Origin of the sequence: Sphingomonas cynarae (assembly GCF_039537815.1) — a bacterium.
Lineage (GTDB): Bacteria > Pseudomonadota > Alphaproteobacteria > Sphingomonadales > Sphingomonadaceae > Sphingomonas > Sphingomonas cynarae.
On the sequence record NZ_BAABBF010000002.1, the window covers coordinates 89569 to 112763 of the forward strand.

General features: G+C 69.6%; 20 protein-coding genes. 11 read left to right on the forward strand and 9 right to left on the reverse strand.

The features are described 5' to 3' along the window. Positions 1–67: 67 nt before the first annotated feature. The 3 genes from ABD719_RS03705 to ABD719_RS03715 all read left to right on the forward strand — a co-directional run bounded on the left by ABD719_RS03705 (position 68) and on the right by ABD719_RS03715 (position 4250). The gene (locus ABD719_RS03705) at positions 68–1501 is read left to right on the forward strand and encodes an amidohydrolase (protein WP_344692044.1); all 1434 of its coding nucleotides are present in this window, start codon (positions 68–70) and stop codon (positions 1499–1501) included. After that, complete coding sequence (locus ABD719_RS03710; RefSeq protein WP_344692045.1) at positions 1498–2787, forward strand: amidohydrolase family protein; 1290 nt, start codon at positions 1498–1500, stop codon at positions 2785–2787. The genes ABD719_RS03705 and ABD719_RS03710 overlap by 4 nt, the downstream gene beginning before the upstream one ends. 173 nt (positions 2788–2960) lie before the next feature. Further along, positions 2961–4250, forward strand: coding sequence for a chymotrypsin family serine protease (locus ABD719_RS03715; RefSeq protein ID WP_344692046.1), 1290 nt, complete (start codon positions 2961–2963; stop codon positions 4248–4250). On the opposite strand, the gene ABD719_RS03720 is transcribed toward ABD719_RS03715, so the two are convergent. From ABD719_RS03720 to ABD719_RS03730, 3 genes are all read right to left on the reverse strand, one after another. After that, complete coding sequence (locus ABD719_RS03720) at positions 4222–6666, reverse strand: S9 family peptidase (protein WP_344692047.1); 2445 nt, start codon at positions 6664–6666, stop codon at positions 4222–4224. The genes ABD719_RS03715 and ABD719_RS03720 overlap by 29 nt on opposite strands. Positions 6667–6744: 78 nt before the next feature. Then, positions 6745–8136, reverse strand: a complete 1392-nt coding sequence (locus tag ABD719_RS03725) for a UdgX family uracil-DNA binding protein (RefSeq protein ID WP_344692048.1) — start codon at positions 8134–8136, stop codon at positions 6745–6747. A gap of 13 nt (positions 8137–8149) precedes the next feature. After that, positions 8150–9397, reverse strand: a complete 1248-nt coding sequence (locus tag ABD719_RS03730; RefSeq protein WP_344692049.1) for a putative DNA modification/repair radical SAM protein — start codon at positions 9395–9397, stop codon at positions 8150–8152. Between the two features lie 158 nt (positions 9398–9555). Here ABD719_RS03730 and ABD719_RS03735 point away from each other — a divergent pair, with 158 nt between their 5' ends. Beyond that, the gene (locus tag ABD719_RS03735) at positions 9556–10320 is read left to right on the forward strand and encodes an outer membrane protein (protein WP_344692050.1); all 765 of its coding nucleotides are present in this window, start codon (positions 9556–9558) and stop codon (positions 10318–10320) included. A gap of 355 nt (positions 10321–10675) precedes the next feature. On the opposite strand, the gene ABD719_RS03740 is transcribed toward ABD719_RS03735, so the two are convergent. From ABD719_RS03740 to ABD719_RS03750, 3 genes are read right to left on the reverse strand one after another with little or no spacing between them, the layout of a single operon-like run. Further along, the gene (locus tag ABD719_RS03740; RefSeq protein ID WP_344692051.1) at positions 10676–11425 is read right to left on the reverse strand and encodes a DsbA family protein; all 750 of its coding nucleotides are present in this window, start codon (positions 11423–11425) and stop codon (positions 10676–10678) included. A gap of 17 nt (positions 11426–11442) precedes the next feature. Beyond that, positions 11443–12114: a thioredoxin domain-containing protein gene (locus ABD719_RS03745; RefSeq protein WP_344692052.1), complete on the reverse strand. Its 672-nt coding sequence runs from the start codon at positions 12112–12114 to the stop codon at positions 11443–11445. Further along, positions 12114–12698 (reverse strand): DUF721 domain-containing protein, encoded by a 585-nt coding sequence (locus ABD719_RS03750; RefSeq protein WP_344692053.1) that lies wholly within the window; start codon positions 12696–12698, stop codon positions 12114–12116. Before ABD719_RS03750 ends, ABD719_RS03745 begins: the two co-directional genes overlap by 1 nt. Before the next feature lie 26 nt (positions 12699–12724). Between ABD719_RS03750 and ABD719_RS03755 the strand changes: the two genes are divergently transcribed. From ABD719_RS03755 to nudC, 3 genes are read left to right on the forward strand one after another with little or no spacing between them, the layout of a single operon-like run. Continuing rightward, entirely contained in the window at positions 12725–13810 is a 1086-nt protein-coding gene (locus ABD719_RS03755; RefSeq protein WP_344692054.1) for an A/G-specific adenine glycosylase, read from the forward strand. Further along, entirely contained in the window at positions 13807–15141 is a 1335-nt protein-coding gene (locus ABD719_RS03760; protein ID WP_344692055.1) for a serine hydrolase domain-containing protein, read from the forward strand. The genes ABD719_RS03755 and ABD719_RS03760 overlap by 4 nt, the downstream gene beginning before the upstream one ends. Before the next feature lie 8 nt (positions 15142–15149). Beyond that, positions 15150–16010, forward strand: coding sequence for an NAD(+) diphosphatase (gene nudC / locus ABD719_RS03765; protein WP_344692566.1), 861 nt, complete (start codon positions 15150–15152; stop codon positions 16008–16010). Positions 16011–16143: 133 nt separating this feature from the next. Here the strand turns inward: nudC and ABD719_RS03770 are convergent, their stop codons facing one another. After that, positions 16144–17034 carry a prephenate dehydratase gene (locus ABD719_RS03770; RefSeq protein WP_344692056.1) on the reverse strand — a complete coding sequence of 297 codons (891 nt, stop codon included), beginning with the start codon at positions 17032–17034 and terminating at the stop codon, positions 16144–16146. Between the two features lie 111 nt (positions 17035–17145). On the opposite strand from ABD719_RS03770, the gene ABD719_RS03775 reads away from it, so the two are divergent. After that, the gene (locus ABD719_RS03775; RefSeq protein WP_344692057.1) at positions 17146–17844 is read left to right on the forward strand and encodes a c-type cytochrome; all 699 of its coding nucleotides are present in this window, start codon (positions 17146–17148) and stop codon (positions 17842–17844) included. Positions 17845–18015: 171 nt separating this feature from the next. Here the strand turns inward: ABD719_RS03775 and ABD719_RS03780 are convergent, their stop codons facing one another. Continuing rightward, on the reverse strand, positions 18016–18900 hold the full coding sequence (locus ABD719_RS03780; protein ID WP_192125204.1) for an LOG family protein: 885 nt from the start codon (positions 18898–18900) through the stop codon (positions 18016–18018). Positions 18901–18931: 31 nt separating this feature from the next. After that, complete coding sequence (locus ABD719_RS03785) at positions 18932–19579, reverse strand: extensin family protein (RefSeq protein ID WP_344692059.1); 648 nt, start codon at positions 19577–19579, stop codon at positions 18932–18934. Positions 19580–19983: 404 nt separating this feature from the next. Here ABD719_RS03785 and ABD719_RS03790 point away from each other — a divergent pair, with 404 nt between their 5' ends. The 3 genes from ABD719_RS03790 (at position 19984) to ABD719_RS03800 (ending at position 23130) form a co-directional block, all read left to right on the forward strand. Beyond that, entirely contained in the window at positions 19984–21138 is a 1155-nt protein-coding gene (locus tag ABD719_RS03790) for a phosphoserine transaminase (RefSeq protein WP_344692060.1), read from the forward strand. Between the two features lie 109 nt (positions 21139–21247). Then, a complete protein-coding gene (serA, locus tag ABD719_RS03795) occupies positions 21248–22825 on the forward strand; it encodes a phosphoglycerate dehydrogenase (RefSeq protein WP_344692061.1) in 1578 nt (525 codons plus the stop codon). 95 nt (positions 22826–22920) lie between these two features. Next, positions 22921–23130 carry a hypothetical protein gene (locus tag ABD719_RS03800; protein ID WP_344692062.1) on the forward strand — a complete coding sequence of 70 codons (210 nt, stop codon included), beginning with the start codon at positions 22921–22923 and terminating at the stop codon, positions 23128–23130. Positions 23131–23195: the final 65 nt, after the last annotated feature.

A 23195-nucleotide genomic window follows, 5' to 3' on the forward strand; every position in this document is an offset into this window, starting at 1 on the left:
GCCCGGCAGGCCATTTACGCTGCCCGATCGGTCGCTTACCATCCCCGCCAACGACCAAGGGGGCGACATGGCGATACGGGGTTTGTGGGCGGCGACGGCGCTTGCCGGGGCATTGGTGCTGGGTGGCTGCGCAAGCAAGGGCGACGAGCGGCCGCAGACCGCATCAGCCAAGCCCAAGGCGCCCGCGCCCGGCCGGGGCAAGGGGTACGACCACGATCCCTTCCCCTCCACCTATCGCGCCTATCCCGGCGTGCCGACGCTGGTCACCAACGTCACCATCTATGACGGCGAGGGCGGCCGGATCGAGCGTGGGTCGGTGCTGTTCGCGGACGGCAAGGTGGTGGGCGTCGGGCAGGGCCTGACCGTTCCGGCCGGCGCGACCGTGATCGACGGCACCGGCAAATGGGTGACCCCCGGCATCATCGATATCCACAGTCATCTGGGCGATTACCCCAGCCCCGGCGTGCAGGCGCTGTCCGACGGCAACGAGGCGACCGATCCGGTGACGGCGGACGTGTGGGCCGAACACAGCGTGTGGCCGCAGGACCCCGGCTTCGGCCGCGCGCTGGCCAATGGCGGCGTCACCACGCTTCAGATTCTGCCCGGCTCCGCCAACCTGTTCGGCGGACGATCGGTGGTGCTGAAGAACGTCTATGCCCGCACGATGCAGGGGATGAAGTTTCCGGGAGCGCCCTATGGCCTGAAGATGGCGTGCGGCGAGAATCCGAAGCGCGTCTATGGCAGCAAGGGGCGCAAGCCTGCGACCCGGATGGGCAATGTCGCGGTCGATCGGCAGACCTGGGCGAAGGCGGCCGACTACAAGCGCAAATGGGACCGGTACGAGGATCAGGGCGGCGACGAGCCGGGCCGCGACATCGCGATGGATACGCTGCGCGGCGTGCTGTCGGGCGAGATCCGCGTCCAGAACCACTGCTACCGCGCCGACGAGATGGCCATCGTGATGGATATGGCCAGGGAGTTCGGATACAAGGTGACGGCGTTCCACCATGCGGTGGAGGCGTACAAGATCGGCGATCTGCTGAAGCAGAACGACACCTGCGCGGCGGTGTGGGCCGACTGGTACGGCTTCAAGATGGAAAGCTATGACGGCATCGGCGAGAATCTCGCGCTCCTGCACAAGGCGGGGGCGTGCGTGATGATCCATTCCGACGACGCCAACGGTATCCAGCGCCTGAATCAGGAAGTGGCCAAGGCGCTCGCCGCCGGTCGCCGCGCGGGTATCGAGGTGTCGGACGCGGCGGCGTGGCGGTGGCTGTCGTTGGCGCCGGCAAAGGCGCTGGGGATCGACGATCGCACCGGCAGCCTGAAACCCGGCAAGATGGCCGATGTGGTGCTGTGGAACGGCGATCCGCTGAGCGTCTACACGCGGCCGGAGAAGGTATGGGTCGACGGCGCGCTGCTCTACGATGCGGATGATCCCAAACGACGGCCGGTCAGCGATTTCGAGCTGGGCCAGCCGGGCGAAGGAGACGTGAAGTGAAGGCGCTCCTGCTCCTCGCCGCCGCATTCGTGGCCGTGCCCGCTGCGGCGCAGACCATCGCCATCACCGGCGGCACCGTGGCGATCGGCGACGGTTCCGCACCGATCCCCGGCGGCACCGTCGTGATCCGCGACGGCCGCATCGTCGCCGCCGGGCGCGGCGTTGCGGTGCCGGCGGGCGCGCAGACGGTGGACGCCACCGGCAAATGGGTGACGCCCGGCATCGTCGCGGGGATCGGCAGCCTCGGGCTGGTCGATGCCGGCGGCGTCGGCGAAAGCAACGATGGCGGTGCGCGCACCTCGCCGTTCAACGCCGCGCTCGACGTGTCGACCGCGCTCAATCCCAATGGCGTCATCATCGGCAACGAACGCGCCGGCGGCGTGACGCGCGCGATCGTGACCAGCGACGCCAGCACGTCGATCTTCGGCGGGCAGGGGGCGATCATCGATCTGGGCGCCGATCCCGATCCTGTCACGAAGCCCCGCGCGTTCCAGTATGTCGAGCTGGGCGAAAGCGGCGCGGACCATGCCGGCGGCAGTCGCCCCGCCGCCTATGCGATGCTGTTCGACGCCTTCGCGCAGGCCGCCGATTACCGCCGCAACCCCGCCGCGTTCGACGGGCGCGGGCGCGACGCCCTGTTGAAGCGCGCCGATGCGGAGGCGCTGTTGCCGGTGCTCGACGGGCGGATGCCGCTGGTGGTCCATGTCGAGCGTGCCAGCGACATCCGGCAGGTGCTGACCCTGCCGCGTCGCTATCCGTCGCTGAAGCTGGTGCTGGCCGGCGCGGGCGAGGGCTGGATGGTGGCGCAGGAGATCGCGGCGGCGCGGGTGCCCGTGATGGCGTCGGCGATCGCCGACCTGCCCGCCTCGTTCGAGCAACTGGCGGCGACCGAATCCAACGTCGGCCGGATGACGCGGGCGGGGATCACCGTCGGCGTGCTGTTCGACGGCAGCGGTGGCGAACACGGCCTGACCCAGTTCGCGGGCAATCTGGTGGCGATCGGCAAGGTGCCGGGGGCGACCGGGCTCGACTGGGGTCAGGCGCTGGCGACGATCACGTCGAAACCCGCGCAAGTGATGGGGCTGGACGCCGAGATCGGCTCGCTGCGCCCCGGCCGCCGTGCGGACGTGGTACTGTGGAGCGGCGATCCGCTCGAACTGTCGTCGGCGGCGGAGGCGGTGTGGATCGACGGCCGTTCGCAACCGATGAATTCCCGCCAGCGCCGCTTGCGCGACCGGTATCTGACGCCGGGCGAGACGGCGCTCCCCAAGGCGTATTCGCGGTAGGGGCAGTCATCGATCTTCCACCCCGGCGGAGGCCGGGGTCCAGTTGCGATAGCGGTGGTGATGCCCAACTGACGTTCCCCCAACTGGACCCCGACCTCCGCCGGGGTGGTGAATCGGTGGGGCTGATGGGCCTCATTCAGCAATGATTTATAGCGATCCGGTAGGAAGGGTGCGTGTCTATTTTTCGCCCCTCGACCGCAATCCGCCTCGCTGCCGCACTGATCTTCGTCGGCTCCACCGGCGCGGTCGCGCAGACTCCGCCGGTCCACCTCCAGACCGTCGACGAGGCGGTGGCGCAGGATGCCGCCGCCTATGCGGGGCGATACGCGGTGCCGCTGGACGATGCGGTGCGGCGGTTGCGGGCGGAAGCGGAGACGGTGGCGGCGACCGATGCGATCGCCGCCGAATTCGGCGACCGGCTGGCGGGGATCGCGATCGAGCATGTACCGGCGTTCCGCATCGTTGTGCTGCTGACCGCCGGCGATCCGGTGCCGGGGCGCATCCTGCCGGCGGGCGGGATGACGGTGCCGGTCGATTTCCGGGTCGCGACCTCGGCGACGCGGGCACAGTTGCTCGCCGCGCTGACGCAGCATCAGCCGGCGATCCGCGCCGCGTTGCGCCGCCCGCCCGGTATCGGGATCGACCAGCGGACGGGCGAGCTGGTGGTGATGGTTGCGGGGGTGGACGCGGATCATGACGGGGTGGCGACGTTGCAGGCGCGCTTCGCCGCGATGACCGGGGTGCCGGTGCGGGTGCGCGCGGTCGATCGGGCGGACTTCGACATGGCAGGCGACATGCAGGACACCGGCACCGACATGGTGGCGGTGGAGGGCGGTGCCCGCGTGGTCGGCACCAGCCCGGTCGATGGCCGGCGCTATGCCTGCACCACCGGCTTCTCGGTGACGGACGGGGTGCGGCAGGGCGTCGTCACCGCCGCGCACTGCCCGGACACGCTGTCCTATATCGATCCGGCGGGCGGCGCGGCGGTGGCGTTGCCGATGGTCGGGCAATGGGGCTGGGGCCATCAGGACGTGCAGGTCAACGTGACCGCCGGGGCGGCCAGCCCCTATTTCTATGCCGACACGCCCAAGCGGCTGGCCCGCCCCGTCACCGGCCAGCGCCGCCGCACCTCCGCCCGCGCGGGCGACACCGTGTGCCATCGCGGCGAACGGACCGGCTATAGCTGTTCGCCGGTCGAACTGACCGACTTCGCGCCCGCCGGCGACCTGTGCGGGGGCGCGTGCCTGCCGACCTGGATCACCGCCGCCGGCCCGACCTGCAAGAGCGGCGACAGTGGCGCGCCGGTGTTCGCGGGCACCACCGCGCTCGGCGTGTTGAAGGGCGGCAGCTACCGTAGCGACGGCAGCTGCGCCTTCTACTTCTATATGTCGACCGACTATCTGCCGGATGGCTGGTCGCTGATCCGCGCTCCCGTCATCCAGCCGGTGCCGCCGCGACCTTGACCGGCTTGACGTAGCGGTCGAGCCAGTCGGTCATCTGCCACAGCGTCTCGCCGGTCGATTCCGCCGCGCGGTAGCCATGCGGCTCGCCCGGCAGCACGACGTAGCGCACGGTGGCGCCATTGCCCTTCAGTGCGGCGTACATGCGTTCGGACTGGATCGGGAAGGTGCCCGAATTGTCGTCCGCCTGCCCGTGGATCAGCAGGATCGGTTCCTTGATCCGGTCCGCATAGGAGAAGGGCGACATCGCGTTGTAGGTCGGTGCCGCCTGCCAGTAGGTGCGCTGTTCCGCCTGGAAGCCGAACGGGGTCAGCGTGCGGTTATAGGCGCCCGAGCGGGCGATGCCGGCGCGGAACAGGTCGGTATGCGCCAGCAGGTTGGCGGTCATGAACGCGCCGTAGCTGTGCCCGCCGACCGCCATCCGGTTGCGATCGCCGACCCCCAGCGCGACGACCGCATCGACCGCCGCCTTCGCATCGGCGGTCAATTGCTCGACATAGGTATCGTTGGGCTCCGCGCCGTTTTCGCCGACGATCGGCATCGCCGGATCGTCGAGCACCGCATAGCCCTGCGTCAGCAGGAACAGGTGGCTGATCCCGCGCGGCCGGGTGAAACGGTTGCCCTGATCCACCGTCTGCCCCGCGGTCGCGGCGCTGGTGAATTCGGACGGGTAGGCCCAGAGCAAGGTCGGCAGCGGGCCGTCGCGCTTCGCCTCGTACCCGGCAGGTAGGTACAATGTGCCCGACAGCGGCAGGCCATCGGCGCGCTTGTAGGTGATCGTCCGCTGCGTCACCCCCGCCATTGCCGGTGCGGGATCGGGGAAGCGGGTGATCGGTTTGGCCGATCCGCCCTTCGCCGCGCGGACATAGTAATTGGGCGCGTCCTTCGCGCTTTCGCGGCGGGTGAGCAAGCGCTTGCCGTCATCGTCGAGCAGCGCGACGACATCTTCGTAATAAGGGGCCTTGGCGGTCCATAGCCGTTCCTGCGCGCCGCCCGCGACCGGCAGCGTGGCGAGGAACGGGAAGGCACCGTCCTTCGTCGCGCCCTCGCCGGTCACGAACACCGCGCGGCCGTCGCGGGTGAAGCGCATCACCGGTTTGCCCGCCGCGTTGTTCTCGGTGATCGGCTGGCCGGGATCGCCATATTGATCCTGATAATTGCGCGTCAGCATCAGCCGCGCGGTGCCCGGCCGGCCCGGCGACACGGCATAGCGATGCTCGGTGCGGGTGCGCCATTCGGCATCGGCCACGATCGCGAACCCGTCATTGCCCCATGACGTGCCGCGATAGCGCGCCTGCGTTTCCGCCAGCGTGACCGGCGCGGCGGCGAAGGGCGCGGCCTGCATCAGGACGCGGTCGTGCAGCGCCACCTTCGCGCGGGGGTTGCCGCCGTCGAGCGCCTCCGCCCAGACGAGCGTCGCGGGGGCGTCGGCGCGCCATTCCACCTCGCGCGGGCCGGTGACGACCGCGTCGAAATCGACCGCGAGATCGTCGGCGAGCGGCCGGTCGACGATGGTGCGGACCGGCTGGCCGTCGATCGTCGATACCGCGATCTCGGTCGGGAAGAAGCGCGCGGGCAGCAGATAGCTGTAGGGGCGCTTCAGCCGCTCGGTCATGAGGTAGCGGCCATCGGGGGAAGCGGCGAAGTCGGTCCACAGCCCCGCCTTGCCGATCGTGGCGGCGGCCCCGCCGTTCACCGGTACGCGGGTGAGCAGGCCGGTGAAATAATAATCGAACAGCCGTTCGTCGGCGGCGTCGCGGATCAGATCCTCATAGGTGCGGGCGGCGGCGGTGCGGCCGGTGCTTTCCTGCACGATCGGGCCGCCCGGCGCGTCGCCCGCCACCGGCGCGGGGCCGCGTGCGGGATCGACGGTGCGGACGATCACCGCGCTGCTGTCCGGCAACCATGCATAGGGCGCGCCGGAAAAGGCGGCGTTGACGTGATCGACCAGTTGCGTCGCGGTGCCGTCGCGCGTCACCGTCCACAGCGCCAGCCCGGCCGGACCCTGCACCACCATCGCCAGCCGCTGGCCATCGGGGGACCAGCTGGCGTTGCTGAACCGCGCGCCGGCGGGCAGCGCCACCTTCACCTGTTTGCCGCTGGCCAGATCCTGCAGCGTCAGCGCGTTCAGCCACTGGACGCGCACCTCCGCCTGACCGTTGGTGGCGGGATCGATGCGATAGCCGCCCAGCCGCAGAATCGGGCGCGACAGGTTGGCGATCGTCGGCAGGTTCTCGCGACCCCAGATCGCGATCACGCGGTGATCGGGGCTGACCGTGACGCCCGGCGTGGGTGCCTGCGCCAGTATCCGGGCGATGGCGGGCGGCGCGGGGTGATAGGTGGCCGGGGCCTGGGCATGGCCGGGAATATGGGTGGTGGTGGCCAGCAGCAGCGCGGCGGCGATCGGATATGGCTTCACGGATAGGGTCCCCTGAACGATGGCCGGAGTGTGCGGGGCGGAACCGCCCGCCGCAACCCCATTCTTCAGGCCCATTCTTCAGGCGAGCAGCGCGTGCGCCTGTCGCAAGTCCTCGACAAAGCGGCCGAATTCCTCATCGGCCATCGCCTGATCGGGCAGGCGCAGCAGATAGCTGGGGTGGACGGTGATCCACGCCGCGCCGCCATCGGGCAGCCGCAGTTCGCGCCCGCGTTCCCGCCCGATCGTGACGACGCGGCCGAACAGCGAGCGGGCGGCGGTGGCGCCCAGCGCCACCGTCATCTTCGGGCGGACCAGCATCCGTTCCTGATCGACCCACCAGCGGCACGCCTCGATCTCGCCCGCGCCGGGCTTGGCGTGGATGCGGCGCTTGCCGCGCTGTTCGTATTTGAAATGCTTGACCGCGTTGGTGACGTACACCCGCGACCGGTCCACCCCCGCCGCCGCCAGCGCGCGGTCGAACACCTGCCCCGCCGGGCCGACGAAGGGGCGGCCGGCGATATCCTCCTGATCGCCGGGCTGTTCGCCGACGAACATCAGCGGCGCATCGACCGGCCCCTCGCCGAACACGGTCTGCGTCGCGGGCTTGTAGAGCGGGCAGCGGGTGCAGCCGGCCGCCTCCTCGCGCAGGGCATCCCAGGCGATCACACCGTTGCCGCCGACGGTATCGCGGGCCGTATCGATCATCCTTGTCTCCCGTGCCTGCGCGCCGGCGATCAGTTGCGGCACCAACGCGGTTTCGGGCATGTTTTTCCAGTATTTGCGCGGCATCTCCTTCAGCATCGCGCCGACCTTCACGCGGGCGGGATTGAAGATGCTGGCGTAATAGGTCTTCCACACCTCCTCGACCGGATCGCCGTCGGGCGCCTCCGCCTTGGTGGCGCCGGGACCCTCGCTGAGCGAGGTGCCGTCCCAGTGGAGCGAGGCGGCGGGGGTCAGGATCGACCATCTCATGCTGGCGAAACGGTTGACGAAGAAGGCGGCGTTGGCGCGCAGGATGTGGTGTTCGGGCTCGAACCACGCGACGTAGCGCGAGCCGTGATCGTCAGGCATGTCGCGGAAGCGCAGAAAGGCGCGCATCTTGTGGATGTCGCGGCGCACCCCCTTGGCGATGGTATCGAGCCGGCGGACCAGCGGATCGGCGCGGTCCTCGATCAGTTTCGGTTGCCGCCGCAGCCGGACCAGCAGCGTGTAGAGCAAGGCGAAGCGTTCGGGATCGGCGGCCAGCACGACGCTGCGCGCCAGATCGACGAAGGCACGGGGTACGGAGAAGGCGATCGTGGTCGAAGGCGGCGGCGCATCGGCATTGCCCTCGCCCGCGAACAGGTCGGTGGGCACGGTGCCGACCTGCCAGACCACGTCGTCGGGGGGCACGCCCTGTGCGGTGAGACGACGGGCGGCGTCGCGCCAGCCGTCGAAATCGTCGGGATCGGTCAGCGTGACGGTGTGCATCAGGATCGACGCATCACGCCGCGAACAGCTCCAGTTGCTCCTTCTTCGGCGCGACCAGCGGTTTCAGGTCGGCCTGATCGGACAGCACCACCGGCCGCCAGTCCTCCGCGACGATGAAGGGGCGCAGCCGGGCGATCGAGACGGTGAGGCGGGCGACATCCTCCAGCCGCAGCTTGCGCCAGCGGCGGGTGGCGAGGATGCCGTTCACCGCCTTCACCCCCAGACCGGGAATACGCAGCAGCATTTCGCGGGGGGCGCGGTTGACGTCGACGGGAAAGCGGTCGCGGAACTTGAGCGCCCAGGCCAGCTTGGGATCGATGTCGAGCGGCAGCATCCCCGTCGCGTCGTCGGCGGCGGCGACCACCTCCTGCGCGGAGAATTCGTAGAAGCGCATCAGCCAGTCGGACTGGTACAGCCGGTGTTCGCGCATCAGCGGCGGGCGTTGCAGCGGCAGCACGTCGCTGGCATCCGGGATCGGGCTGAACGCGGAATAATAGACGCGGCGGAGCGCGAACCGGTCGTAGAGCGACGAGGCGCGGCGGACGATATCGCCATCGGTGGCGGCATCCGCGCCGACGATCATCTGGGTCGACTGGCCGGCGGGGGCGAAGCGGGGGGCGGACTTGTACCGCTTCACCGCATCCTTGTTGTCGACGATCGCATCGGTATTGGCGGCCATCGCGCCCTCGATACGGGCGGCATCCTTTTCGGGGGCGAGCCGCTTCAGTCCGCCCACGGTCGGCAGTTCGACGTTGATCGAGATGCGGTCGGCGTACAGCCCGGCCTGATGCACCAGTTCGGGATCGGCATCGGGGATCGTCTTCAGGTGGATGTAGCCGCGAAAGTGATGATCCTCGCGCAGGGACCGCGCCACCTCGACCATCTGTTCCATCGTGTAGTTGGACGAGCCGATGATGCCGGACGAGAGGAACAGCCCCTCGATATAGTTGCGGCGGTAGAAGGAGAGGGTGAGGTTCACGACCTCCTGCGCGGTGAAGCGCGCGCGGCGGACGTTCGAGGACTTGCGGTTGATGCAGTAATGGCAGTCGAAGATGCAACTGTTGGTCAGCAGGATCTTGAGCAGCGAGATGCAGCGGCCATCGGGCGCATAGGCGTGGCAGATGCCCATACCCTCGGTCGAGCCGATGCCCTTGCCGTCCGCCGAATTGCGCTTGGCGGTGCCGGACGACGCGCAGGACGCATCGTATTTCGCGGCATCGGCGAGGATCGCCAGCTTCTGTCGTGTGTCCAGCTGCGCCATGCGTTCGATATACGTTCCGGGACAGGCGCTCACAAGGGCGGGCCGGGCGGCGGATTATCCTGCGTTACATCAGGGGGATCGGGGCGGAATCGGGATGAGTCCGGAACGGGGGCGCGTGCCTGACGGTTGGCGGGGATCGATCGAACGGGGAGACGGTGGTGAAGGCAGGAGTGACGGCGAGCCTGTTGGTGATCGCGGGATTATCGGGGGCGACGCCGGCGTCGGCGCAGACCTTTATCGATGTGTTCGCGGGACGATCGATGCCGGAGGACACGGCGGCGACGATCACCGCTGACGAGGCGCGGATCAACGGCACGATCGTGCCGGCGCGGCTGCGGATCGACGTGGCGTCGCTGGAGCCGACCAGCTCGACGATCTACGGCGTGCGGATCGGGCACTGGTTCGGGCGGATCGGGCTGGCGATCGATGCCGCGACGCTCGATCCCGATGTCCGGCGGCAGACGATCCGGGCGACCGGCAATCTGCGGCTGGAGGAGGAATTGTTCGGCGAGCCGGTGACGATCGATCCGGGCCGGTCGGTATCGGTCGATATCCCGCGCGTGACGGTGCCGACCACCGGCACGGTCGCGGCGCTGGCGATGGTGCGGCTGCCGATCGGCGCGACCCCGGCCCGACCGGCGGGTAGATTCGCCACCTATGCCTTTGCCGGTCCTGCCTATCTGGTCACCGATTCGGACCTGTCGGGCAATTGGGGACTGCGGGCGGGCGGCGGCGTGAAGCTGGCGCTGACGCGGACGCTCTCGCTGTTCGGGGAGTATCGCTACACCCGGATCGCCGCCGATGCGGTGGCGGGGCGGATCGGCGGCGAGGCGATGGGTGTGCGCGGCAGCACCGGCGATATCCGCATTGATCTAAATGTGCGCAATCACAGCGCGGTAGGGGGCGTGGGCCTCAGTTTCTGACGGCGTGGGGCCGTGGAAAGTCACGGTGGAAAGTCACGAACGTCGCATCCTACAGGGGTGCGGGCGGCCGGTCGTGGGGGGGACGGGAAGGGGCGTGGCCGGTCGGTGAGGGGCGGTGGTGGGCACCATAGCGCTGATCGTGGGGTGTAGGACAGGGGGCCGTGCCGTATCCGCCCGTCATTGCGAGCGTAGCGAAGCAATCCAGGCCGCGCGCGTGACGCTCTGGATTGCTTCGCTGCGCTCGCAATGACGGAAAGGGGGGGGCGGTAAAAGGGGGGCGAGGGCAGTGACGGGGGCGTCGCCATGAGGGCGGCGGGGCGAGGCGCTCGCCGCCCCATCCCGCCACCCGCCGCGCTTACGCGCCGGCGGCCTTCAGCGCGGTTTCGAGCTGCGACCACGTCACCGTGTTGGGCACGGTGTTGCCGTTGATGATGAAGGTGGGGGTGCCGGTGACGGTGCCGTCCTGCGTTGCCTTTTCGGTGGGCTTGGCGACCTCTTCCAGCCGGGCCTGGCTGGACAGGCACTGGCGGGCCTTCGCCTCCGGGATGCCGCGCTGCTTGACGAAATCGATCGCGCCCATCGCCTCGGCCAGCGTCATGACCTGTTGCAGCGGGGTCTGCGACTGGAGCGCCTGCTGCTGCGCGGGGCTGATCGCCTGCAGCTTGTCGAGGAACCCGTTCTGGTTGGCATACATCTGTTCGAGGACGGGGAAGAACGCCGCCTCCGTGGTGCAGGTGCCGAGCAGGGTCAGCACCAGATCGGGCGCGCCGTGGACCAGATAGTCGCGGAATTCGAAGCTGACCTTGCCGCTGGCGACATAATTGTCGGTAAGCGGCTTGAACCCCTCGCGCGCGAAGGCGCCGCAGGTGGGGCAGGTGCGTGCGCCATATTCGACCAGCTTGATGGGTGCGTTGGGGTTGCCCATCACATAGCCCTGTTCGGTCTTGCTGACGGTTTCCGCCCAGCTGCGCCCCGCCGGCGGGGTGACGGCGGCGACCGGCGCGGCGGTGGCGGTGCCGGTGTCGTTACCGCCGGTGCCGCCGCCCGAACAGGCGATCAGCGCGAGGGGGGCGAGGAACAGGGCGGGCAGGGTGGCGAACTTCATGGGAGAGGCTCCTGGAATTAGCGGGCGCCGGCGGCGCGCAGCAGCGGCATCAGTTGCGGCCAGCCGACATTGGGGGCGAGCTTGCCGTTGATGAAGAAGGTGGGCGTGCCCTGTACCTCGGCCGGCAACGAGCCGCTGAGGGCCAGCAGCTTCTCGGTCGCGGCCTTGTCGGCGAAGCAGGCGGCGATACGCGGTTCGGCCAGCCCCTGCGCGGTGGCGATCGCGGTCAGCCCGGCGGCATCGGCCAGCCTGCGCGCCGCGACCTCCGGCGCCATCGCCTGCAACGCAGCGGCGTTGGTGCGGATATAGGTGCCGCCCTTGTCCAGCCACTGGTCCTGCGCGGCCATCACCGCGGCATGGGCGGCGGCGAAGCGACGCGGCCCGCCGCAGCGCGCCACCGTCGCCGCCGCGAAATCGAGCGGATCGCGGACCAGATGCCGCACCTCCAGGCTGGTCGAGCCGGAGCGGATCATCTGCCCCTTCAGCACCGGTTCCGATTCCACCGAGAAATGCGCGCAGTGCGAACAGGTGTAGCTGGCCCATTCGGTCAGCTTCACCTTCGCCGCCGGATTGCCGACGACATAAGCGCCGTCGGGCTTCATCGTCGCGGTTCCCCGCCAGTCGCGGGCCGGGGCCGCGAAGGACAGGGCGGGAACGAGGGCGAGCAGGGCGAGGAGACCGAAGCGCATCACGATACCTTGGGCAGGCCCCGGGTCGCGGCGACCCCGGCGGCGAGGGATTCCAGCACCGCCCGCAGTTCCGGGTCGGCGATCGATTTCAGCCCCTCGCCCATCTCGACGGGTACGGGGCGCAGCGCGGCGGGGGCGGTGCGGGCGGCGGGACGGGCGATCACCTCGCCCTGCCTGATCTGGATGCGCGCGACGGCGGGATAGCCGAAGAAGCGGTTCACCCGCTCCATGATCTCCGGGATGACATGCTGCATCATCGGCGCATGGGCACCGCGCACGGTGAGAGTCAGCGTGCCGTCCTGCTTCTGACCGATCGGGAAGCGCAGCGATTCGGGGGCGGAGGCGCGGGCCAGTTTCTCGCCGACGATATCGGGCCAGCGGCTGACGATCGACGACTGGACGAAGCCGAACCGGCGAAACGCCGCGCCGCCGATATCGGGCAGCAGTTCGGCGACCGCACGCGAGCGATTCGACCGTTGCGGCTCGGCGATCCGGGTGCGGATGGTGGAGGGGGATTTGGGGGAAGGGCCGGGTGCCTGACCGGATACTTGATTGGATTCGGGGACGCCGACGCGCTTGCTCATGCCGCGTCCCATGCCATAGCGATCCCGTGGACGCCAAGCACTCTTCGATCGCGGAGCAATCGATCCCGGCGCAACTGCTGGCCTGGTACGATGTCGCCGCGCGCGACCTGCCGTGGCGCAGCCGGCCGGGGCAGGCGGCCGACCCGTACCGGGTCTGGCTGTCGGAGGTGATGCTGCAACAGACCACGGTCGCCACGGTGCGCCCGCGCTTCACCGCCTGGGTGGACCGCTGGCCGAGCGTGGCGGCGCTGGCGGCGGCGGACGAGGCCGATGTGATGGCGGCCTGGGCGGGGCTGGGCTATTATGCCCGGGCGCGCAATCTGGTGAAGGCGGCGCGCGCGGTGGTCGCGGATCATGGCGGCGCGTTTCCGGATACCGAGGCGGGGCTGCGCGCGCTGCCGGGGCTGGGCGCCTATACTGCCGCGGCGGTGGCGGCGATCGCGTTCGGGGAACGCGCGGTGGTGGTCGACGCCAATGTCGAGCGCGTCGTGGCGCGGCTGTTCGCGATCGAGACGCCGCTGCCCGCCGCGCGGCCGGCGATCCGCGCCGCCGCCGACACGATCACGCCGGACGCTCGTGCGGGCGATTTCGCGCAGGCGATGATGGATCTGGGCGCGACGATCTGCACGTCGCGCCGGCCCCGGTGCCTGCTGTGCCCGATCCGTGCCGATTGCCGCGCGCATGCCGCCGGGATCGAGGAACGCCTGCCCGCCAAGGCGGCGAAGCGCGCGAAGCCGCAGCGATACGGCACGATCTTCTGGCTGGAGCGCGGGGCCTGCGTGCTGCTGGTCCGTCGACTGGACAAGGGGCTGCTGGGCGGGATGCGCGCGCTGCCGACGGGGCCGTGGGTGGAGGCGCCGCCGGGGCTGGCGGGGGCGCCCGTCGCCGGCCGGTGGCGGCTGCTGGACGACCGCGTGGCGCACGGCTTCACCCATTTCGATCTGGAGCTTGCGCTGGCGACGGGCGTTGCGCAGGCTGGAGACGAACCAGCGGGGGAGGGGAGCGAATGGTGGCCGATCGCCGACCTGCCCCGCGCCGGGTTGCCGACCCTGTTCGCCAAGGCCGCCACCGCCATCACCACCGCTACCCCATCGACCGGAGACCGTGAATGACATCGATCCGCGCCGTCACCACCGCGCTGCTGGCGCCCCTGTTGCTCGCCGCCCCGCCGCTGGCGGCGCAGGCGGTCCGGCAGGATGCGCCGCCGCGCACCGTGCCGTCGATCCGGTCGAACCGGCCGACCCCGGCGCCCGATCCGCGGCCGCTGCCCGCGACGGCGAACCTGTTCGATGGCTATGTCCGCGCCGGCAAGATGCCCGGCATCGTCGGCCTGTTCGGGTTCGGCGCGATGCCGGCGATCACGGTCGCGGCGGGGCGGATCGCCGATGACGGTGCGGTCGCCGGGCCGGACAGTTTGTGGCGGATCTATTCGATGACCAAGCCGATCACCGGCATGGCGGCGATGCTGCTGGTGGAGGAGGGCAGGATCGCGCTCGACGATCCGGTGTCGAAATACATCCCGGCGTTCGCGAAGATGCGGGTGCTGACCAGCCCGGACACCAGCCTCGCCGCCGTCCCCGCCACGCGGCCGATCACGATCCGCCACCTGATGACGCATACCGCTGGCCTGAGTTACTCGATCGTCGCCAGGGGGCCGCTGCTGCGGGAATATGAGCGGCTGGGCCTGTTGCCGCTGGCGATCAATCCGGCCGCCGAGGCGAAGATGCGGCTGGTGCGGCCGAAATCCCTCGCCGAATTCGCCGACCGGGTCGCGACGGTGCCGCTGGTCGCGCAGCCGGGGACGAAGTGGAGCTATTCGATCGGGCTGGACGTGCTGGGCCGGGTGATCGAGGTGGCATCGGGGATGCCGTTCGACCGGTTCCTCCAGACGCGGTTCTTCACGCCGCTGGGCATGAATTCGACCTTCTTCACGGTGCCGGCGGCGCAGGCGGCGCGGTTGGCGACCAACTACACCTTCGTCGGCGACGATCGCGTGCCGCTCGATCCCGGTGCGACCTCGATCTTCCGGCAGCCACCGGCCTTTCCCTATGGCGGGGCGGGGCTGGTGTCGTCGGCGCGGGATTACGACCGGTTCCTCGCGATGCTGGCGAACGGCGGCACGCTGGACGGCACCCGCGTGATGAAGGCGGAAACGGTGCGGCTGGGCATGTCCAACCTGCTGCCCGCGGGCGTGTTCTTCGAAACCGACGGGGTGAAACAGGGATATGGCGCGGGTGGCTTCGCGTACATCGTCGACCAGCCCGGCGGGCTGGCGAAGGGCGCCTATGGCTGGAGCGGCGCGGCAGGGACGCTGGGCTGGGTCGATCCGGCGCGGCAGGCGCGCGGCACGGTGATGGTCAACTACATCCCCGGCCAGCGATACCCGCTGGCCAAAGAAGTCGGGGCGGCCTTGCAGCAGGATGTCGCGACGGCGTTGCGGTGACGGGGGCGATGACCGGAACCGCGATCGGCTTCACCGGCGGCGTGCTCGACCGGGGCGATGCGATCCGCCACGACCCCGCCGCCTTCGCCGCGCTGCGCCGCGATCCGGCGGCGCGGTTGCTGGTGCTGGACGGGTACGAGCCGGCGATGGCGGCGGGCGAACTGGGCTGGACGGCGATCGATCCGGGGATTGCGGACGGCGATCTGGTCCTGCTCGGTCTGCGCGATGGGACCGGCCATTTCGCGCGACTGGCGGACGGACCGGCGCGGGGCCGATCGTTCGAACTGATCGCGGCGCTGCACGGCCTGCGGGCGGGGGAGGCGGCGACCTATGCGGCGGCGCGCAGCGTGCTTGACTGGCATGCCCGCCACCGCTTCTGCGCGAATTGCGGACAGGCGACCGCGGCGTTCCGCGCCGGCTGGGGCCGCGCCTGCGCCGCCTGTTCGACCGAACATTTCCCGCGCGTCGACCCGGTCGTCATCATGATCGCCGAGCATGACGGGCGCGCGCTGCTGGGCCGGCAGCCCGCCTTTCCGCCGGGGCGCTATTCGGCGCTGGCGGGGTTCCTGGAACCCGGCGAATCGATCGAGGAGGCGGTGGCGCGCGAGATCGGCGAGGAGGCGGGGATCGCGGTCACCGACGTGCGCTACGTCGCCAGCCAGCCCTGGCCGTTCCCGTCATCGCTGATGATCGCCTGCACCGCGAGGGCGACGGACGACGAGATCGTGCTGGACCGCAATGAGCTGGAGGACGCGATCTGGGTCCCGCGCGAGGTGGTGCGCGCGGTGCTGGCGGGAGAGCCGGGACCGTTCCTGCCGCCGCCGCCCTATGCGATCGCCTATACCCTGCTGACGGCGTGGGCGGGGTGACATTGCCCCGTTTCATCCCGTCATTGCGAGCGTAGCGAAGCAATCCAGTGCCGGATCAGGAACGCCCTGGATTGCTTCGCTACGCTCGCAAGGACGGATGGGCGGGTGTCCGTTTCCATCCTCCGGCGCGGCCTTACCCCCGCTCGCGTGCCTGTCGGTAGGTGCCGAGGATGCGGACCCATTTGGAGTGGAAGCCGAGTTCCTCCAGCGCTCGGTCGAAGCCCGCGTCGCCGGGGCGGCCGTCGACATCGGCAAAGAACTCGGTCGCCGCGAAGCTCCCGCCCCGCTGGTAGCTTTCCAGCTTGGTCATGTTGACGCCGTTGGTCGCGAAGCCGCCCATCGCCTTGTACAGCGCGGCGGGGATGTTCTTCACCTCGAAGATCAGCGTCGTCATCCATGGCCCGTCGCCCAGCGGCGGGCGGCTGCCGCGCGCCAGCGTGACGAAGCGCGTGGTGTTGTGATCCGCATCCGCAATGTCGGTCGCCAGCAGATCGAGGTCGTAGAGCGCGGCGGCGCCCGGCGGCGCCAGCGCGGCAACCGCGGGGTCGCCCAGTTCGCGCACCAGCGCGGCGGCGCCGGCGGTGTCGGGATAGGCGACGGGTTCGATCCCGTGCGCGCGCAGCCAGTGGCGGCACTGGCCCAGCGCCTGCGGATGGCTCATCGCCTGTCGCACCCCGGCGATCGGGCCGCCGCCCATCAGCGCGTGGCGGATCGGCAGGAAATGTTCGCCGGTGATCGCCAGCCCCGATTCGGGCAGCAGGAAGTGAATGTCGGCGACGCGGCCGTGCAGCGAATTCTCGATCGGGATCACCGCGCAATCGGCGCGCGCATCCTTCACCGCATCCAGCGCATCGGAAAAATCGAAACAGGGCAGGGGCAGCCCGTCCGGGAACGCCTGCACCGCGGCGACGTGGCTGTTGGCGCCGGGCGCGCCCTGGAACGCGACGGTGCGCTCCGGCTCGGCGGCGGCGGCGCGGGTCATCGCGGTGACGAGCGACAGGGCGGGTGCGGCGAAACTCTGCATGGGCGCGCGGGGTAACAGGTGATCCGTCAGGATCAAGAGAGCAGGCAAGCGCGGCTTGCGGACGGCCCCCGGCTTTCCTAAGGATTGGCGAAGACAGAATTGGGGCGAGCGATGGACCTGAAGACCAACACGATTGCCGGCTGGGCATTGGGAGCCGGCATGATCGCGCTCGGTTCCACCATCGCCGGCACGATGATCTTCGAAGGGCACCGGCCCGAAAAGATGGGCTACGCCATCGAGGGCGTCGAGGCGGAGGGTGGCGCCGGCGGCGCGCCCGAGGTCGCGATCGCCTCGCTCCTGCCCACCGCCGACGTGGGCAAGGGTGCGGAAGTGTTCAAGAAATGCGCCGCCTGCCATACGGTCGCGCAGGGCGGGGCGAACGGGATCGGCCCCAATCTGTACGGGACGCTGGGCGAGGCGATCGCGCAGGGCAAGGCGGGTTACGCCTTCTCCGACGCGCTGAAGGGCGTGGGCGGCAAGTGGACGTTCGACGCGATGAACGCATGGCTGACCAGCCCGCGCAAATTCGCCAACGGCACCAAGATGACCTTCGCCGGCCTCTCCAACCCGGAAGACCGGGCGAACGTGATCGCCTATCTGAACAGCCAGGGTTCCAACCTGCCGCTGCCCGCCGCGCCGGCGGCCGGCGTGGCCCCGGCCGAGGAGGCGGGCGGCAACGTGGCTGCGGCGGCCAATGCGGTCGAAGAGGATACCCGGGGCGAGACGGGCGATATCGCCAACACCGGCACCCCCGCCAGCGGTGCGCCCTCGGTCGATCCGGAAGCGGCGCGCAAGGGCGCGCGGCAGTAACGGCGGGCGGCTACCTCTTCCCGTTGGGGGAGGGGTCAGACCCTCTGCCGTCATTGCGAGCGTAGCGAAGCAATCCAGCAGCGTCATGCGCGCGGCCCCTGGATTGCCGCGTCGCTTCGCTCCTCGCAATGACGGGAGGGGCGTCGTCGGGGTGATGGCGCGTTGGGGGTGTTACTCCCCCGCCGCGTCCTTCTTCGCCTGTTCCTCGTAGAAGAGGCGGACGAAGTCCCAGGCTTCCTCGGCGGTTTCGACATAATGGAACAGGGCGAGATCGCGTTCGGAGACGACGCCTTCCTCGACCAGCGCCTCGAAATTGACCACGCGTTCCCAGAATTCGCGGCCGAACAGCAGGATCGGAATCGGCTTGATCTTGCCGGTCTGGATCAGCGTCAGCAGTTCGAACAACTCGTCGAAGGTGCCGAACCCGCCCGGAAACGCCGCCAGCGCGCGGGCGTGGAGCAGGAAGTGCATCTTGCGCAGCGCGAAATAGTGGAATTGCAGCGACAGCGACGGCGTGACGTAGGGATTGGGCGCCTGTTCGTGCGGCAACACGATGTTGAGCCCGACCGATTCCGCCCCGACATCGGCGGCGCCGCGATTGGCCGCCTCCATGATCGACGGGCCGCCGCCCGAACAGACGACGAAGTGACGCTGCCCCGCCTCGTCGCGCGGCAGGCGGCTGGTGATGCGGGCCAGTTCGCGCGCGATCTCGTAATATTTGCTCTTGGCGACGAGGCGTTCGGCGATCTTCCGCGATTTGTCGTCGCTCGCCATCTCCAGCAGCGCGTGCGCCTTGTCCGGCTCGGGAATGCGCGCGGAACCGTAGAAGACGAAGGTGGAGGCGATCTTCGCCTCGTCGAGCAGCAGTTGCGCCTTCAGCAGTTCGAGCTGGAAGCGGACCGGGCGCAGATCGTCGCGCAGCAGGAAGTCCATGTCCTGAAAGGCGAGTTTGTAGGCGGGATGCTGCGTCTGCGGCGTCGAGATGACGGTTTTCGCGCTGGCGGCGTCCTGGCTGGCGGGCGGGAAGACGCGGTTCGGGGCTCGTGGGTCAGTCATCCAAGGGCTTTACGGCAAAGTCCGGCGCCTCTCAACGGCAGAAGCGGGCGCGATCGTCCTCCAGATGCAGGTGGTTGGCGTGCGCGGCGTTGTAGTCCGGCGACAGCACGGTGCCGAACCGGCGGCAGGCGGAGGCGCGGACGGTGCGCAGGAAATCGCGGGTGCGCTGATCAGGCGAATTCCAGTCGCGCAGGATCGAGATGCGTCGCCCGTCCTTCAGCACGAAGCTGCCGACATCGACCGCGTTGGCGAGGGCATGGCCCGACCGGCGCGCGGCGTTGCGGGCCGAGCCGACGACGTTGCGGCAGGCATAGGTGCCCATCCCCTCCACCCGCGCCAGTTCCGACCCCAGCATCTGGTAGGCGCCGGGCGCGACCGCGTTGCGCACCCAGCCGGCAAAGGCGCGCGCGGTGCCGCAGCGCATCGCGGTGATGCCCGTCACCGGCACGCCGATATCGATCAACTGCACCGCGCCGAACACGCCGCAGCCGGTGCCGTAATCCCTGTCGGGCAGTTCGCGGTAGGACACGCCCTCGCGCCGCAAATCGGCCTGACATTGCGCGGTGTCGTGCGGCGAGGGGCGCTGCGGCTCGGCGCGCGGCCCGGACGCGGCGGGGCGATCGGCACGACCGCACGCGGCGAGGGCGAGGAGCAGGGCGGCGGGGAGCAGGCGACGCATCGGGGCCTTCATCCGGTGCGGGGGCGGGGTTGTCAGCCGTTATGCGACGGGGCGTTGGGTTGGTGGCGCGAAGCCGCGACGCCGCGAAAAGGAGAAGGTTTTGTTCGCGCGGAGACGCGGAGACGCGGAGAAGAAGGGGAAGGGGGATCGCGCCGGGCGGGTCGCACCTTCATCCGCCTGGCGTGGAGCGGATGGCTGCCTGCGGCGCTGGTTCACGCGAAGCGCCTCGAACCTTATTCTTCTCCTCCGCGCCTCCCCGCGAACCACCTTCTTTTTGCCTCGCCGTAGCGGCGTCGCCTGAACCCGACGGCAAGTTCGGCTTGACCGCTTCGGCCATATCGCTAAGGGCGTCGGCGGGCCACGCCGCCCCAACGCGGCGCGTGCTCTCTGTGAGGAGAGATACATTGACGGATACCGTTACCGCAGCCGACGTTCGGCCTGCGCACAAGCCGACCACCAAGCCGGCCCGCCCCTTTTTCAGCTCCGGTCCCTGCGCCAAGCCTCCGGGCTGGGATGCCGCCGCGCTCGCCACCGCCAGCCTTGGCCGGTCGCACCGCTCGAAGATCGGCAAGCAGCGCCTGCAATATTGCATCGACCTGATGCGCGAGGTGCTGAAACTCCCCGACACGCATCGCATCGGCATCGTCCCCGGATCGGATACCGGCGCGTTCGAGATGGCGATGTGGACGATGCTGGGCGCGCGCGGCGTGACCGCGCTGGCCTGGGAAAGCTTCGGCGAGGGCTGGGTGACGGATGCCGTCAAGCAGTTGAAGATCGATCCCGTCGTGGCCCGCGCCGATTACGGGCAGTTGCCCGATCTGGCCGCGATCGACTGGTCGACCGACGTGCTGTTCACCTGGAACGGCACCACCAGCGGCGTGCGCGTGCCGAACGCCGATTTCATTCCGGACGACCGCGAGGGCCTGTCCTTCGCCGATGCCACCTCGGGCGTGTTCGCCTATGACATCGACTGGGCGAAGATCGATGTCGCCACCTTCTCGTGGCAGAAGGTGCTGGGCGGCGAGGGCGCGCACGGCGTGCTGATCCTGGGGCCGCGCGCGGTGGAGCGGCTGGAAAGCTACACGCCGGCATGGCCGCTGCCCAAGGTGTTCCGCCTCGTCAGCAAGGGCAAGCTGGCCGAGGGCGTGTTCAAGGGCGAGACGATCAACACCCCGTCGATGCTGGCGGTGGAGGATGCGATCTTCGCGCTGGAATGGGGCAAGTCGCTGGGCGAGGGCGGGCTGATCGCGCGGTCCGATGCCAATGCGGCGGCGCTCGACGCGATCGTCGAGACGCGCGACTGGCTGGGGCATCTGGCCGCCGATCCGGCGACGCGCTCGAAGACCAGCGTGTGCCTGACCGTCGCGGGCGCGGACGAGGCGTTCATCAAGAAGATGGCGTCGTTGCTGGAGGCGGAAGGCGCGGCCTATGACGTCGCCGGTTACCGCGACGCGCCGGCGGGCCTGCGTATCTGGTGCGGCGCGACCGTCGATACCGCCGATATCGAGGCGCTCGGCCCGTGGCTCGACTGGGCCTACGCCACCGCGAAGGCGGGCTGAGTCCTATCCCCTTTGAGGCAGGGGAGGGTGCGAGCCACCTTTTCCTGTCTATTCCCCATTCCCCGGCCCTCTTCCCTGAAGGGAAGAGGGCGCAGAAGGACGTATTCCCATGCCCAAGGTACTGATTTCCGACAAGATGGACCCCAAGGCCGCGCAGATCTTCCGCGAGCGCGGCGTCGAGGTCGACGAGATCACCGGCAAGACCCCGGCCGAACTGATCGCGATCATCGGCGAGTATGACGGCCTCGCCATCCGTTCGTCGACCAAGGTGACGAAGGAAATCCTGGAGCACGCGACCAACCTGAAGGTCGTCGGCCGCGCCGGGATCGGGGTCGACAATGTCGATATCCCCGCCGCCAGCGCCAAGGGCGTGGTGGTGATGAACACCCCGTTCGGCAATTCGATCACCACCGCCGAACACGCGATCGCGCTGATGTTCGCGCTGGCGCGGCAGTTGCCGGAAGCGGATGCCAGCACGCAGGCGGGCAAGTGGGAGAAGAACCGCTTCATGGGCGTCGAGCTGACGTCGAAGATGCTGGGGCTGATCGGCGCGGGCAATATCGGCTCGATCGTCGCCGACCGTGCGCGTGGGCTGAAGATGAAGGTGGTCGCGTTCGATCCGTTCCTGACGCCGGAGCGCGCGGTGGAGATGGGCGTGGAGAAGGTGACGCTGGACGAGCTGCTGGCCCGCGCCGACTTCATCACGCTGCACACCCCGCTGACCGACCAGACCCGCAACATCCTGTCGGCCGAGGCGCTGGCCAAGACGAAGAAGGGCGTGCGGATCGTCAATTGCGCGCGCGGCGGCCTGATCGACGAGGCGGCGTTGAAGGCCGGGCTCGATTCGGGGCATATCGGCGGCGCCGCGCTCGACGTGTTCGTCGAGGAACCGGCCAAGGCATCGCCGCTGTTCGGCACCCCCAATTTCGTCTCCACCCCGCATCTGGGCGCATCGACCACCGAGGCGCAGGTCAACGTGGCGATCCAGGTCGCCGAGCAGATGGCCGATTTCCTCGTCTCGGGCGGCGTCACCAACGCGCTCAACATGCCGAGCCTGTCGGCGGAGGAGGCCCCCAAGCTGAAGCCGTACATGGCGCTGGCCGAAAAGCTGGGCGCGCTGGTCGGCCAGTTGACCACCGGCGCGATCACCCGACTGTCGGTGCATAGCGAGGGCAGCGCCGCCGACCTGAACCAGAAGCCGATCACCAGCGCGGTGCTGGCCGGGTTCCTCGGCACCCAGACCGCGACGGTCAACATGGTCAACGCACCGCTGCTGGCGCGTGATCGCGGCATCGAGGTGCGCGAGATCCGGAGCGAGCGCGAGGGCGATTACCACACGCTGGTGCGCGTGTCGGTGAAGACGCAGGACGGCGAACGCTCGGTCGCGGGCACGCTGTTCGGCGATCAGGCGCCGCGGCTGGTCGAGCTGTTCGGCGTGAAGATCGAGGCCGATCTGGCGGGTGCGATGCTCTATGTCGTCAACGAGGACGCGCCGGGCTTCATCGGTCGCCTCGGCACGACGCTGGGCGAGGCGGGCGTGAACATCGGCACCTTCCACCTCGGCCGCCGTCAGGCGGGTGGCGAGGCGGTGCTGCTGCTGTCGGTCGACGAGCCGGTGACGGCGGACCTGCTGGCGACCGTGAAGGCGCTGCCGGGCGTGAAGACCGCGATGGGGCTGGCCTTCTGAGCGACGACGACAGGGGGCCGCTGCACAACCGGCTGAAGCTCTGGCTGGCGACCACCACCGGGCTCGATCACGCGACGCTCCACGTCCATATCGGCTTGGCTGTATGGGTCGTGGGGGTCGCGGTGGCGGGGGATGTCGGCGCGATCTGGCCGCTGGCGGTGGCGATCGTCGCCGAACTGGCGAACGAGACGCTCGACCGGCTGCGCACGGGATCGTGGCGGATCGCCGACACGACGCAGGACATCGTCAATTCGGTGCTGTGGCCGGTGGTGCTGTTCACGCTGGCGCGGGTCGGGGTGATCTGAGGGGGCGATTGACCGGCCCGGCCTGCTGCCGGGCGGAAACGGCGGGGCGGCGATCGCCGCCCCGC